The sequence below is a fragment of the endosymbiont of Ridgeia piscesae genome (genome assembly GCF_001443665.1).
Lineage (GTDB): Bacteria > Pseudomonadota > Gammaproteobacteria > Chromatiales > Chromatiaceae > Endoriftia > Endoriftia persephonae.
The window spans coordinates 1-12,883 of sequence record NZ_KQ557122.1 but is presented as its reverse complement, the minus strand read 5'-3'; the positions used below and the strand labels follow the sequence as shown (position 1 = coordinate 12,883).

Annotated in this window: 16 protein-coding genes; 14 read left to right on the top strand and 2 right to left on the bottom strand. The window is 57.5% G+C overall.

The genetic code is table 11. The features are described 5' to 3' along the window. Window positions 1–142: 142 nt before the first annotated feature. Together ftsB and ispD are read left to right on the top strand one after the other, a co-directional pair. A complete protein-coding gene (gene ftsB, locus Ga0074115_RS05395; RefSeq protein ID WP_005961758.1) occupies window positions 143–436 on the top strand; it encodes a cell division protein FtsB in 294 nt (97 codons plus the stop codon). Then, complete coding sequence (gene ispD / locus Ga0074115_RS05390) at window positions 429–1,136, top strand: 2-C-methyl-D-erythritol 4-phosphate cytidylyltransferase (protein WP_057956689.1); 708 nt, start codon at window positions 429–431, stop codon at window positions 1,134–1,136. Before ftsB ends, ispD begins: the two co-directional genes overlap by 8 nt. Here ispD and Ga0074115_RS05385 read toward each other — a convergent pair. Next, window positions 1,119–2,375 carry an HDOD domain-containing protein gene (locus Ga0074115_RS05385; RefSeq protein WP_232432915.1) on the bottom strand — a complete coding sequence of 419 codons (1,257 nt, stop codon included), beginning with the start codon at window positions 2,373–2,375 and terminating at the stop codon, window positions 1,119–1,121. The two genes, ispD and Ga0074115_RS05385, sit on opposite strands and share 18 nt — an antisense overlap. 133 nt (window positions 2,376–2,508) lie before the next feature. On the opposite strand from Ga0074115_RS05385, the gene ispF reads away from it, so the two are divergent. Further along, complete coding sequence (ispF, locus tag Ga0074115_RS05380; RefSeq protein ID WP_040819767.1) at window positions 2,509–2,979, top strand: 2-C-methyl-D-erythritol 2,4-cyclodiphosphate synthase; 471 nt, start codon at window positions 2,509–2,511, stop codon at window positions 2,977–2,979. Then, on the top strand, window positions 2,976–4,040 hold the full coding sequence (gene truD, locus Ga0074115_RS05375) for a tRNA pseudouridine(13) synthase TruD (protein ID WP_082626874.1): 1,065 nt from the start codon (window positions 2,976–2,978) through the stop codon (window positions 4,038–4,040). Before ispF ends, truD begins: the two co-directional genes overlap by 4 nt. A gap of 12 nt (window positions 4,041–4,052) precedes the next feature. Here truD and Ga0074115_RS05370 read toward each other — a convergent pair whose 3' ends face one another. Continuing rightward, on the bottom strand, window positions 4,053–4,592 hold the full coding sequence (locus tag Ga0074115_RS05370; protein ID WP_060528298.1) for a Smr/MutS family protein: 540 nt from the start codon (window positions 4,590–4,592) through the stop codon (window positions 4,053–4,055). A 155-nt stretch (window positions 4,593–4,747) separates the two neighbouring features. Here Ga0074115_RS05370 and surE point away from each other — a divergent pair, with 155 nt between their 5' ends. The 10 genes from surE (at window position 4,748) to Ga0074115_RS16195 (ending at window position 12,761) form a co-directional block, all read left to right on the top strand. Next, window positions 4,748–5,488, top strand: coding sequence for a 5'/3'-nucleotidase SurE (surE, locus tag Ga0074115_RS05365; RefSeq protein ID WP_057956695.1), 741 nt, complete (start codon window positions 4,748–4,750; stop codon window positions 5,486–5,488). Next, window positions 5,485–6,153, top strand: coding sequence for a protein-L-isoaspartate(D-aspartate) O-methyltransferase (locus Ga0074115_RS05360; protein WP_005961746.1), 669 nt, complete (start codon window positions 5,485–5,487; stop codon window positions 6,151–6,153). Before surE ends, Ga0074115_RS05360 begins: the two co-directional genes overlap by 4 nt. Beyond that, the gene (locus tag Ga0074115_RS05355) at window positions 6,153–6,725 is read left to right on the top strand and encodes a YqaA family protein (RefSeq protein ID WP_057956686.1); all 573 of its coding nucleotides are present in this window, start codon (window positions 6,153–6,155) and stop codon (window positions 6,723–6,725) included. The genes Ga0074115_RS05360 and Ga0074115_RS05355 overlap by 1 nt, the downstream gene beginning before the upstream one ends. Window positions 6,726–6,881: 156 nt before the next feature. Next, a complete protein-coding gene (locus Ga0074115_RS05350; RefSeq protein WP_057956685.1) occupies window positions 6,882–7,724 on the top strand; it encodes a peptidoglycan DD-metalloendopeptidase family protein in 843 nt (280 codons plus the stop codon). 183 nt (window positions 7,725–7,907) lie between these two features. Continuing rightward, the gene (rpoS, locus tag Ga0074115_RS05345; RefSeq protein ID WP_101841476.1) at window positions 7,908–8,918 is read left to right on the top strand and encodes an RNA polymerase sigma factor RpoS; all 1,011 of its coding nucleotides are present in this window, start codon (window positions 7,908–7,910) and stop codon (window positions 8,916–8,918) included. A 446-nt stretch (window positions 8,919–9,364) separates the two neighbouring features. Next, complete coding sequence (gene ccoN / locus Ga0074115_RS05340; RefSeq protein ID WP_005961740.1) at window positions 9,365–10,792, top strand: cytochrome-c oxidase, cbb3-type subunit I; 1,428 nt, start codon at window positions 9,365–9,367, stop codon at window positions 10,790–10,792. A 19-nt stretch (window positions 10,793–10,811) separates the two neighbouring features. Beyond that, window positions 10,812–11,525 carry a cytochrome-c oxidase, cbb3-type subunit II gene (gene ccoO / locus Ga0074115_RS05335; protein ID WP_057957280.1) on the top strand — a complete coding sequence of 238 codons (714 nt, stop codon included), beginning with the start codon at window positions 10,812–10,814 and terminating at the stop codon, window positions 11,523–11,525. Then, window positions 11,518–11,730, top strand: coding sequence for a cbb3-type cytochrome c oxidase subunit 3 (locus Ga0074115_RS05330; protein ID WP_006475225.1), 213 nt, complete (start codon window positions 11,518–11,520; stop codon window positions 11,728–11,730). Before ccoO ends, Ga0074115_RS05330 begins: the two co-directional genes overlap by 8 nt. Next, window positions 11,720–12,571 (top strand): cytochrome-c oxidase, cbb3-type subunit III, encoded by an 852-nt coding sequence (gene ccoP / locus Ga0074115_RS05325; protein ID WP_057957279.1) that lies wholly within the window; start codon window positions 11,720–11,722, stop codon window positions 12,569–12,571. Before Ga0074115_RS05330 ends, ccoP begins: the two co-directional genes overlap by 11 nt. A 40-nt stretch (window positions 12,572–12,611) precedes the next feature. Continuing rightward, on the top strand, window positions 12,612–12,761 hold the full coding sequence (locus Ga0074115_RS16195) for a hypothetical protein (protein ID WP_157292672.1): 150 nt from the start codon (window positions 12,612–12,614) through the stop codon (window positions 12,759–12,761). Window positions 12,762–12,883: the final 122 nt, after the last annotated feature.

The following is a 12,883-nucleotide window of genomic DNA, read 5'->3' as shown; positions in this document are numbered from 1 at the left end:
CCTGCCTGCCCCCCCCCCGGATATCCGGGGGGTGATTTGCTGCTTCCCCTGCACGCCCGGTGCGATTAAAGTCTCCCCGATGTCAGTTCGCTTTGCGGCTGATTTGAGTTCCAAACCCATCAACTGATCATTAGCTCAGACCATGCGTATCCTGATCGCGGTGTTGGCGATTCTATTCCTGTTTCTCCAGTTTCGCCTTTGGGTGGGGGAGGGCAGCCTGGCGGAGGTGAACAATCTCAAGCAGGAGATTGCCCGTCAGGAGCAGGCGCTAGCCGGGCTGCGTGAGCGCAACCGCCGACTGCAGGCAGAGGTGGATGACCTGCGCAGCGGCAAGGCGGCGATCGAGGAGCGTGCCCGCAGCGAACTGGGCATGATCAAGTCAGGCGAGATCTTTTACCAAGTGATTCAGAGCGACGAGGGGGTTGTAAGTGAGTGAGCGATGCTGGGTGGTGGTGCCCGCCGCCGGTGTCGGACGGCGCATGGCGAGTGCGGTGCCGAAGCAGTATCTGCCACTCAACGGCCGGCCGGTGATCGAGCATACTCTGAACGTTTTTCTTGAGCATCCGCGAATCGATGGGGTCTGCGTGGCATTGTCTGAAGATGACGGTTGGTGGGAGACGATCGGTTGTCGTAACCACCCCCGGCTGTTGCGCGCCCCCGGCGGTGCGGAGCGCTGTCACTCGGTGCTGCATGGGCTGGAGCGACTGGCGTCGCAGGCGGAGGATCGGGACTGGGTGCTGGTGCATGATGCGGCGCGTCCCTGCCTTCGCCGTGAGGATCTCGATCTGTTGCTGGATGAGTTGCAGGACGATTCGGTGGGTGGACTGCTCGGGGTGCCGGTGCACGATACAGTGAAGCGCGTTGTCGCCGGCAATCAGGTGGAGGCAACAGTACCGCGCGAGGGGCTCTGGCGCGCCTACACACCCCAGATGTTTCGTTTTACTCTGCTGAAAAAGGCGCTCTCTGACGCCTTGATAGAAGGGGCGCTGGTGACCGATGATGCCAGCGCGATGGAGTTGGCGGGGTTTCGGCCGCGGATGGTGGAGGGCCATGCCGACAACATCAAGATTACCCGACCGGAGGATCTGCCGCTGGCGGCCTTCTATCTGCGTATTATCTCAGGTGTTGGAGAGTAGCTGGCGCAGATCGCGGATCTCGGCCTTGGCGTGTTGCAAGATCGCTAGCGAATGGCGCGGGGTCAGCCGTCCCAGGGCGAGCTTGTGGTATGCCGGCAGCAGATCGAGGCGTGGTAGCTGGTCCATGCGCGGGCTGCCCACATAGCTGTGCAGGCGGGCGATCAGCAGCAGGTCGGTGTAGTCCGGCTTCTCCTGAGGGTCGCGCATCCAGTCGTCGGCGTGTAGTGCGGCCTGCACAAAATCATTTTCGAAGCCCCACTTGCGCAGCACCATCGCACCTATCTCGTGTCGCAGGTTGTTGATCGTCTGATCCAGCAGCTGTGGATTGTCGGTCAGTTCTGGGTAGCCGCGGGAGGCGTTGATGATCGGCAGGGTGCCGATGTTGTGTACCAGCCCTATCAGCAGTGCTCGGTCGGGGCTCATGCCTGGCGTGATGCGGCCTAGTTCGTGGCACACCGGGGCGACATAACAGCTGTGCTGCCAGGTCGAGCGCAGCTTGTTATTGAGGGCTTTGAAGCTGCTGTGGAACAGGGTGTGCAGGGCGAAGCTGATGACTAGATTGTGGGTCACGTTGTGGCCCAGGCGGGTAATCGCGTCGGGCAGGCTGTTGATCTTTGAGCGACCGCGGTAGGCGGCGCTGTTGACGACGCTGATCAGGCGCGCGGCGATGGTGGGATCGGCCTGGATCACCCGGGCGATGTCGTTGCTGTCGGTGTCGGCGTTATTGACCACCTTGGCGATGCGGGTGGCGATGGAGGGCATCGAGGGCAGTTGCAGCTTGCCTGACTTGGTCGCCTCGAAGAGCTCCCAGTAGAGCTTCGCCTCTGGTCCGCCCGACTCCTTCAACTCGATCCGGCCAGGCTGCATCTCGCTGCTGTCATCCGGCAGTTTGCTGATGCTGAGCACGATGTCGCGCTCCAGCTTGAGGATGGTGATTGCCCCGCGCGCGGTGATGTCGTATTGGTGGGGGATCCTGACCGAGAGCGGATAGGCGCAGCGCTCTGAGTTTGCGGTGTAGATGGCGCGCTTGCCGTCTTGCTGGACAAACTCGACCTCACCCTGCATCAGGAAGGTGATCTCGCTACTCTGACTGCCCGCTTTGATCACGCTGTCGCCATCCACCAGGTGCTCGACAATCGCTTCGCTGGCGATGTGAGGCGCCACTCTGTCTGGCAGCTTCCACAGCGGGTTGAATTCTTTTAAATCTAAAGGCCGGGCGACAGAGAGTGATCTAGCCATGTTGTTGATCATTGCAGGGATTGAGCAGGGGTGTTCGGTTGGGCTGCGGCGGTTGGCTCGTTACAATGCCGCCTCTCAGCATCGTTAGCGTCTGGGACGGTTGACTCTTTAAATTCAATATCGGGGGCGAGGCATGCGCATTGGGCAAGGCTATGATGCACACCGTTTTGCGGCGGGGCGACGTTTGGTGCTGGGTGGGGTGGAGATCCCGCATGAGCTGGGCATGCAGGCCCATTCTGATGGAGATGTGCTGATCCACGCGCTCTGTGATGCGCTGCTTGGTGCTGCTGCGCAGGGGGATATCGGCAAGCTGTTTCCCGATAATTCGGCGGAGTTTGCCGGTATCGACAGCCGCATCTTGCTGCGACAGGTGGTGGAACGGCTGCATCTGGCCGGTTTTCAGATTGCCAATGTGGATTCGACCCTGGTCGCCCAGCAGCCCAGGCTGGCCCCCTATATCGATCAGATGCGGGCGCATCTCGCCAACGACCTGAAGATTGATGTCAACCAGATCAGCGTCAAGGCGACCACCACAGAGAGGATGGGTTTCACCGGCCGCGGGGAGGGGATCGCCGCCTATGCGGTCGCTCTGCTGCAAGAGTGAACGGTTTGATCCCTCCTTTCTGCCAGCTGCTGCAGGAGATGCCCTGTGCCAATGGTAGATCCCTCGGCACCGGACTGATCCGCAGTTCGGCGGATGATTTCCAGGTGGATGAGCAGCTCGGCTTCGCACCCGATGGGGAGGGCGAGCATGTGCTGCTGCGGATCCGCAAACGGGATACCAACACCATCTGGCTGGCAAAGCAGATCGCCCGTCTGGCAGGGGTGCCGCCGCGGGATGTGAGTTACGCCGGACTGAAGGATCGCCATGCGGTGACCACCCAGTGGTTCTCGGTACGGCTTGCTGGCAAGCCGGAGCCTGACTGGTCGCAGCTCAACTCCGATCTGCTGGAGCTGCTCGAACAGGGGCGGCACCGCCGCAAGTTGCGGCGGGGGGCGCTGCAGGGCAATCGGTTTTGTCTGACGGTTCGGCAGCTGCAGGCAGATCGGGGGAGCTTGGAGGCGCGATTGCAACGGTTGCGATACCAGGGTGCGCCCAACTTTTTTGGCGAACAGCGCTTCGGTCATGGCTATGGCAATCTGGCCCAGGCAGATGCAATGTTTGCCGGCAGTGCCGGGCGGCTCGATCGCAAGCTACGGGGTTTGTTGATCTCTGCTGCCCGTTCGCAGCTGTTTAATGCGGTGTTAGCGAAGCGCATTGCTCGGGGTGATTGGCAGCGCCCGCTGCCGGGGGAGCGTCTAGTGCTGGATGGTTGTCACTCCAGCTTTCTGGTGGATGAGCTGGATCAGGCGCTGCTGTCGCGCTGTGAGGCGCTGGATGTGCACCCCTCCGGGCCGCTGTGGGGTCGGGGCGAGAGCCTGGTGGAGGCTGAGGCACGCGAGCTGGAGTCGGCAGTGCTGGCGCCATTTGAATCCTGGCGCACTGGTCTGGAGTTTGTCGGGCTGGAGCAGGAGCGCCGCGCTCTGCGCATGCGTCTGGATGACCTGCAGTGGGAATTCCCGCAGCCTGATCAGTTGGTACTCAGTTTCGGTCTCGAGGCGGGTAGCTATGCCACCATGGTGTTGCGGGAGCTGCTGGAGGTGACGGCTCCCGCGCCGCAGTAGCAGTCAACGCTGCTACTGCCCCCGTTTTGGGGTGCGTAGCAGCACATAGGCGGCGCCGGTGCCGCCGTCGCGGCGGGTGGCGGAGGTGAAGGCGAGTACATCGTCGCGTTGCCGCAGCCAGATGTTGAGCTTCTGTTTGAGCACCGGTTGGCGATCTGCCGAGCCATACCCCTTGCCGTGGATGATGCGGGCGCAGCGCACCCGGCGTCGATGGCACTCCTGCAGAAACAGGCCGAGGGTTTCGCGGGCGTAGCTGACATTCATGCCGTGCAGATCAAGCTCCAGGCCGACCTCGAAGCGTCCGCGGCGCAGCTCGCTGATCACCCGTTTCTGTACCCCTGGGCGGGAGAATGACAGCTCGTCGGTGGCCTCGATCTCCTGATCGAAATAGAGGTCTCTGTCGCCGAAGCCGTCGTCCGGCTCGCTCAGGTTGAGCGGACGGGGTGGTCGGCGCTTGCGGTAGGGTGCGGCTCGCTCTTGGGGCAGGGGGGCCACGTCGTCCATGGCCTCCTGGAAGGCCGTCCGGTCTGCTTCATCGATCTTGTTTTTCATCGGTTCAGAACAAAAATCTGGATGGCCTGTCGGGCCCTGGGTGGTCTCAAGCCCTTCGACCGGCGTTGGCAAAAAGGGTTCGTCGACGGGCTATGATCCTGTCACTCTGCAGGTGATGTTACCATGCCTCTTTTCCAGTATATTTGGCCCCCATCATGAAAATTCTGCTGAGCAACGACGACGGCTTTCAGGCCCCCGGGCTGGCGGCGCTGGCCGAAAGCCTCTCCCCGCTGGGGGAGATCGTTGTGGTGGCGCCGGAACGCAATCGCAGCGGCGCCAGCAATTCGCTGACCCTGGAGCTGCCGTTGCGCGCCCATACGCATGACAATGGCTTTGTCAGCGTCGATGGCACCCCCACCGATTGTGTGCATCTGGCGATCACCGGGCTGCTCGAGGAGGAGCCGGATATGGTGGTCTCCGGGATCAATGCCGGTGCTAATATGGGGGATGATGTGCTCTATTCAGGCACGGTGGCGGCGGCCACGGAGGGGCGTTTTCTTGGCCTGCCGGCGATTGCGGTTTCGATGAATTCTCACAATCCGGATCACTATGCGACTGGCGCGCGGGTGGCGCGGGAACTGGTCGAGCGTCTGTTGCAGAGGCCGCTTCCTTCTGAGGTGATTCTCAACGTCAATGTACCCGATCTGCCGTTTGAACAGCTGAAAGGCATGCAGGCGACCCGCCTGGGACATCGCCACAAGGCGGAGCCGGTGGTTCGGGCGGAGGATCCACGGGGCAAGACAATCTATTGGGTGGGGCCGGCGGGGGCCGAACAGGATGCCGGGCCGGGTACCGATTTTTATGCAGTTCGCGAGGGGTATGTCTCGGTGACGCCGTTGCAGGTCGATCTGACCCGGCATAGCGCGCTGGATAGCGTCGGGGCCTGGCTAGCATGAGCCTGTTGCGCCCGGAACACCAGGGAATCGGTATGACCTCTCAGCGCACCCGCGAGCGGCTGGTGCAGCGTCTGCGCAACAGTGGTATCCATAATCTGGCGGTGCTGGAGGTGATGCGCACCACACCGCGCCACATCTTTGTCGATGAGGCACTGGCGAGCCGGGCCTATGAGGATACCGCACTGCCGATCGGCCATGGTCAGACCATCTCGCAGCCCTATACGGTAGCGCGTATGACCGAGGCGCTGCTGGAGGCGGGGCCACTCGGGAATGTGCTGGAGATCGGTACCGGTTCAGGTTTTCAGTGCGCGGTTTTGGCGCAACTGGTGGGGCGGGTCTACAGTGTCGAACGCATTGGCGCCCTGCTCGAACGGGCGCGGCAGCGACTGCAGGAGCTTGGTCTGCGCAATGTGCGTCTGAAACACAGTGATGGTGGCATCGGACTGCCAGAGTATGCGCCGTTTGATGCGATCCTGGTGACGGCGGCTCCTGAGGGAGTGCCACAGCGTTTATTGCAGCAACTCAATATTGGAGGGCGTCTGGTGTTGCCGGCGGATACCGGTAATGGGCAGGTGCTAATGCGAATCCTGCGCACCCCTGATGGGTTTGAGCAGGAGCGATTGGAAGCGGCCAATTTTGTGCCATTAAAAGGAGGGTTGCTTTGATGCGCCTGTTTTCTGCGCTCTATAGTCGTGCCATGCAATGGTCGCGTCATCCCCATGCGCCACGGTATTTGGCCGGATTGAGCTTTGCCGAGTCATCATTTTTTCCTATTCCTCCGGATGTGATGCTGGCTCCGATGAGTCTGGCGCAGCCAAGCCGGGCCTGGTATCTAGCCGCTCTGACCACGGCTGCTTCGGTATTGGGTGGTCTATTGGGCTACTTTATCGGTGTGTTTGCGTTTGAGCTGATCGAACCCTGGTTGCATGAGCTGGGCTATTGGGAGAAGTATCTCCATACCAAGATCTGGTTCGATGAGTGGGGCTTCTGGGCGATCTTTCTAGCTGGTTTTTCGCCGATTCCCTACAAGGTATTCACTATCACGGCAGGGGTGATCGCAATGGCGCTGTTCCCTTTTCTGCTAGCTTCGCTGGTGGGGCGGGGCGCGCGTTTTTTCCTGGTTGCGGGGCTGATGGCCTGGGGAGGCGAGCGTATGGAGGCGGCACTGCACAGGTATGTGGATCGGCTAGGCTGGGTGCTGATCGTGCTGTTTGCGGTGATCTTCCTTATTATGTAACTGCCTTTTTATAGTGGATCGCAGTGTCTGGCGTCGGGCTGGTATGGCTGGCGTGAATAAGACGGGTGTGGATCAGTTGTTCTTGCTTCCGTGCCATTCAGGGTCATACGGGGATAAAGGAGATTGCTTTTCAACAGATCAACAGTAGCAATAAGCATGTTGCGCCAATTGTTTGTGATAGGGATGGTCCTTGTGGCTGGCGCTCTCTCGGGTTGCGTAACCTCCGGGGTGGGCGCGCCTGTTTCCAATCGTGAATTCCAATCCTTTCCTGAACAGAAGAAGACCCAGTCGCCTCCTCAGCAGAAGAAGGCCCGGTTCTATCGAGTCAGGCGGGGGGATACACTTTATTCTATCGCTTGGCGTAACGATCTGGAGTATCGTGAACTGGCACGATGGAACGGGGTTCAACCCCCTGAATATCCGATCTTTCCTGGGCAGTTGTTGCGGTTGGCTTCGCCGCAGAAGCGGTCGGTGGTGGAAAAGAAGATCCCTCCACCTGTTGCTGCAGCGCCCACCAGACCGCCACAGGTCCAGGTTAAACCTGCGCGTAGGCCAGAAAGCCCGGCGATGCCACCAGTCCAGGTCAGGTCAACCTCCAAAACCGGAAATAGTAGAACAAATCTCAAGATAAGTTGGCGCTGGCCGACACAGGGCAAGGTGGTTCAGACTTTCCAGCCCCGGGATAGCAACCGCAAGGGGATAAAGATCAGGGGGAAACTGGGTCAACCGGTCGCTGCGGCTGCATCTGGAAAGGTTGTTTACAGTGGTAGTGGGCTGGTGGGGTACGGCAATCTGATTATCGTTAAACACAATAAAAATTATCTCAGTGCCTATGGCTACAACCGAAAACTGCTAGTTCGGGAGGGTGATCAGGTTGAGGCTGGGGAACGGATCGCTGAACTAGGGGTTCCAAATCGAGGGGCAGAGCCGGTGCTGTACTTCGAGATAAGAAAAAAGGGTAAGCCGGTCAACCCGTTATCGATTCTCAGCAGAAGATGAGATAGAGCTAGGAGCCTCTGAATGAATTTGGACGAGCGGAATTGTGAGGTCAAATTTTCCGATGCAAGGCGGGAATCGCAGGTAATAATCGGTCTGTTGCCTAGATTTCCAATGCAGCAGCGGGAAATTTGGACCGCAAGGCTGTCGTTCATAATTCGTTCGGAGGCTCCCCAAAGATGAGGAGTGGTGATGAGTGAGGAGCGAGAGGAGATGGAGAACAGCTCGAGCGACGCGATCAATAAGGCGGTGCCGAAAGAGGTTGTCAATATGACTGTCAAGCCGGTTTCTGAGTCGACGCAGGGGGAGAAAAAAAGACCCAAGAAAGCGTCTAAGGCAGTACCGATTCGTGAACCGTCAGATGTGCAGATGGATGCGACGCGTCTCTATCTGAATGAAATCGGTGGTTCTAAACTCCTGACCGCGGAAGAGGAGGTCTATTACGCCCGTTTGGCGCAGAAGGGCGAACACCCAGCGCGTCAGCGCATGATCGAGAGTAATCTGCGTCTGGTGGTAAAGATCGCACGGCGTTATATGAATCGGGGGTTGGCGCTGCTGGATCTGATCGAAGAGGGTAATCTCGGCTTGATCCGTGCAGTGGAGAAGTTTGATCCTGAGCGGGGATTTCGTTTTTCGACCTATGCCACTTGGTGGATCCGGCAGACCATTGAGCGGGCTATCATGAATCAGACCCGTACCATCCGTCTGCCGATCCATGTGGTCAAAGAGATCAATGTCTATCTACGTGCGGCGCGTCAGTTAGCCCAGAGTCTTGATCATGAGCCAACTTCGGAAGAGATTGCTGACCTGCTGGACAAACCCATTTCTGAAGTGAAACGAATGCTCGGCCTAAACGAGCGGGTCACCTCAGTCGATACACCGTTTGGTAAGGATGCTGACAAGCCGCTGCTCGACACTATCCCTGATGAGCGGGTCCAGGATCCGACCGTGAATATCCAGAATGATGGACTCAATACCAATCTCGACACCTGGCTGTTAAAACTCAATGACAAACAGCGTGAGGTGGTGGAGCGTCGTTTTGGGCTGCATGGTTACGAGAATTCGACTCTCGAGCAGGTGGCCAATGAATTGGGGGTAACCCGTGAACGGGTGCGCCAGATTCAGATGGATGCACTGCGCCGTCTCAGGGATATCCTTGAACGTGATGGTTTCTCTGTCGAAACCATATTTAAATAGGCTCTGACTATCTGCAGCCTGCCCGAATCAGAGGGCAGGCTCTGAAACCCTCCTTTTCTTCTCCTCAATCCCCCGCCCTGCCTGTGCCGGAAATCATGGCTTTGTCATAGCTGACGCTGACGGGGTGGTGGTCGATGGCAGTATGGAGAGCGTGGTGTGAAAAAAACGGGTTACACGATTGAACAAAACGTTCAATTTAGTTTATTAATATTCTCTTGATCTATCTCAATTAATTCGATTCTGCCGCTATAAAAATCGTTTCTATTCAATGAGTTGATGGCTTTATTAGGGGTGTGTCATATGCCGCATGTGCCTTGACTTTTGTGGTGATAGAGAGTGATATATGCCCGGTCTGTGTCAATACTACCGGTGTTGGTGTGGATATGGGGTTTCCCAAAAACTATAACCTTTTGTTTTTGTTCAACAACTCGTAGAGAGGGGGGTTCATGGACGCCGTAGCAGAGCAGAAGTACAACTTTGATGTTGTACGCTGGTTCGCCGTCATGGCAGCGGTCTACCTCGTGGTAGGTGCGTCAGCCGGTGTGTATATAGCATCCGAACTGGCATGGCCGGTACTTAACTTCGATATTCCATACATCACTTTCGGACGTCTGCGTCCGCTTCACACTAATGCAGTTATCTTCGCCTTTGGCGGATGTGTGTTGATGGCAAGCGCTTTCTACAGCGTCCAGCGTACCTGCGGTACGCGTCTGTGGAGCGACAAGATGGCGTGGTTCACCTTCTGGGGTTGGAACCTGATCATTGTCGCTGCGGTTATCACTCTGCCGCTGGGTATCAATCAGTCCAAAGAGTACGCAGAGCTGGAGTGGCCGATCGATATCGCTATCGCGGTCGTGTGGCTCTCCTACCTCTTCAACTTCATCATGACTATTGCCAACCGGAAGAGTTCACACATCTATGTGTCTAACTGGTTCTTCCTTGGCATGATGGTGATGATCACCTACCTGCATGTGGTCAACAGCCTGGCCGTCCCTGTCGACATGTTCAAGTCGTACTCCCTGTTCGCCGGAGTGCAGGATGCCATGATCCAGTGGTGGTGGGGTCACAACGCAGTGGGCTTCTACCTGACCGCAGGCTTCCTCGGCATCATGTACTACTTCGTGCCCAAGCAAGCGGGTCGTCCTGTCTACTCTTACCGTCTGTCAGTTATCCACTTCTGGGCGCTGATGTTCGGTTATGTATGGCTGGGTGCGCACCATCTGCAGTACACCGCTCTGCCTGACTGGACCGGTTCTCTGGGTGCGGCAGTGTCTATCGGCATGATCATCCCCTCTTGGGGTGGCGCGGTGAACGGCATGATGACGCTCTCCGGTGCATGGGACAAGCTGCGTACTGACTATGTCTTGCGCTTTCTGATTATGTCCCTGGCCTTCTACGCCATGTCAACCTTCGAAGGTCCGGTCATGTCGATTAAGACCGTCAACGCGCTCTCCCACTACACTGACTGGACCGTTGGCCATGTACACTCCGGTGCGCTGGGTTGGGTTGCTATGGTTGGTATTGGTGCGATCTATCACATGATGACCCGTACCTTTCATACCGAGATGTGGTCTGAGAAGCTGATCAACGCTCACTTCTGGACCGCTACCATCGGTACCGTGGTCTACGTCGTTGCCATGTGGGTATCCGGCATCATGCAAGGCCTGATGTGGCGCGCCTATGATGACTACGGCACTCTGGCCTACACCTTTGCTGAGTCTGTTGAAGCCATGCACCCTTACTACGCGATGCGCGCAGTTGGCGGCATGATCTTCTTGCTGGGCGCGGTGCTCATGCTCGTCAATATATTGATGACCGTTAGCAAGGCTTCCCGCGAAGGGAGCATCCAGGCCGCGCGTACCGCCGCTGTTTAATTAAGGAGAGATACGTAAAATGGCAAACAACAATGAAGCTGTTGGCATGCAGGAGAAGATGGAGAAAAACATCTGGGGTCTCCTGATCATGCTGGCTATTGCGCTCTCTGTGGGCGGTATTGTGGAGATCGTTCCGCTCTTCACTATGAGTAGCACCTTTGAGCATAACAAATTCCCGGAGATCGTCTGGCAGCGTCAGGCAGGGCAGACCCTGGCTGACCACAAGGCTGGTGACGGCATTCGTCCCTATACTGCGCTGGAACTGGCAGGTCGGGACATCTACCAAAGGGAAGGGTGTTATCTCTGCCACTCACAGATGATCCGTCCGTTCCGTGACGAGAAGGAACGCTATGGACACTACTCACTGGCCTCGGAGTCGATGTACGACCATCCGATGCAGTGGGGTTCCAAGCGTACCGGTCCCGACTTTGCTCGCCTCGGCGGCAAATACTCCGACGATTGGCATCGTAAGCACTTGCGGGCGCCTCGCTCCGTCGTGCCCGAATCTGTCATGCCCAACTACCCGTGGTTTAAAAACAATTCGGTGGAAGGTGTGGATATGGCTGCCCGCTTCAAGGTCATGAAGCTGATGGGTGTTCCTTACACGGATGAGGACATCGCCAGCGCCAATGCCGAACTGGCAGGCAAGACCGAGGAAGATGCGGTGGTCGCCTACCTGCAGGTACTGGGTACTATGGCCAAGCTGGACGACAGCAAGGTATATCGTGAGTAGTCTCGCGGAATACTTCCATACCGATTGGGAGGCGATGACCACCAACGACTGGGTGGGCCTGGTCATGACCGTGGTCGTCTTCCTCCTGATGGTTGGTCTGTATTTCTACGCACTACGTCCGAAAAATCGGGAGAAGCTGGAGTCCCGGCGTTTTATCCCGATGGAAGAAGATAAAATCGATAGCGGAGAAAAAAATGGCGGATAACAATCCATTTCCGGGTGAAAACAACACCGGGCACATATGGGACGACAATCTGCGGGAGCTTAGCAATCCGCCCCCGCGTTGGTGGATGATCGCCTTCTGGGCCTCGATCATCTGGTTCTTTGGTTATGGTGTGCTCTACCCCATGTACCCGATCGGTAACGAGTCGACCAAGGGTGTAATGGGTTGGACCCAGATCGGCGAGTACAACGAAGGCGTTGATGAGGTGGAAGCCGTTCGCGCCGAATTCGAAAGCCAACTCAAGGGTATGAGCGCCAAGGATGTTCTGGCCGATCCCGGGCTGAGCGAATACACCGTGGCCGCGGCCAAGGTGCTATTTGGTGACAACTGCGCGGCCTGCCACGGTGGCGGCGGTCAGGGTGGTCCCAACTTCCCTGTGTTGGCCGATGATGACTGGCTCTACGGTGGTGCCATCGAGACCATCGAACAGACCATCAGCATGGGACGCAAGGGCATCATGACTGCTCATGGCAAGATCATCTCTGATGATGAGTTAGGCAAGCTGGTAACGGCGATTGAGTCTGGCAATCCTGCTGGTGAGCCCCTGTTCACGCAGAAGGGCTGCATCGCCTGTCACGGCATGGACGGTAAGGGCATGCAGGTTCTTGGTTCCGCCAACCTGACCGACGGTATCTACCGCTTCACCCCGGAAGAGGGACAGAGCCGGAGTGAGAGTATCGCCTATACCATCAAACATGGTGTAAACGATGCGACTGACCCCGCGTCACGCGTGGTTGAGATGCCGTCTTTTGGGGATCGTCTCTCCAAAGACGACATCAAGAAGCTAGCTGTCTACGTTTACAAGTTTGGTGGCGGCCAATAACGGCTTTGTCTAAGTGGGCCACATGGGAGGTATGCCTTCCATGTGGCCAAGAATCGAGGGATATGCTATGAATGCCGATGCTGTTTTTTGGGGATCCATCATTTCCGTGGTGATCTGTGTGGTGATCATTATCTTTCTGGGCTTCAAGGTTTCAGCCTTGATCAAGGGCGATGCTGAAAAGCACAAATGATTCCATGATGTACCCATAAAAAAGGGGGGGGTTACCCCAGAGCCATTCGGTTAATCTGTTGACGGGTTCTCTATTCATTCTATAATCTCCCCGTATTGGAGGTGATTCCGATGCGGGGAAGA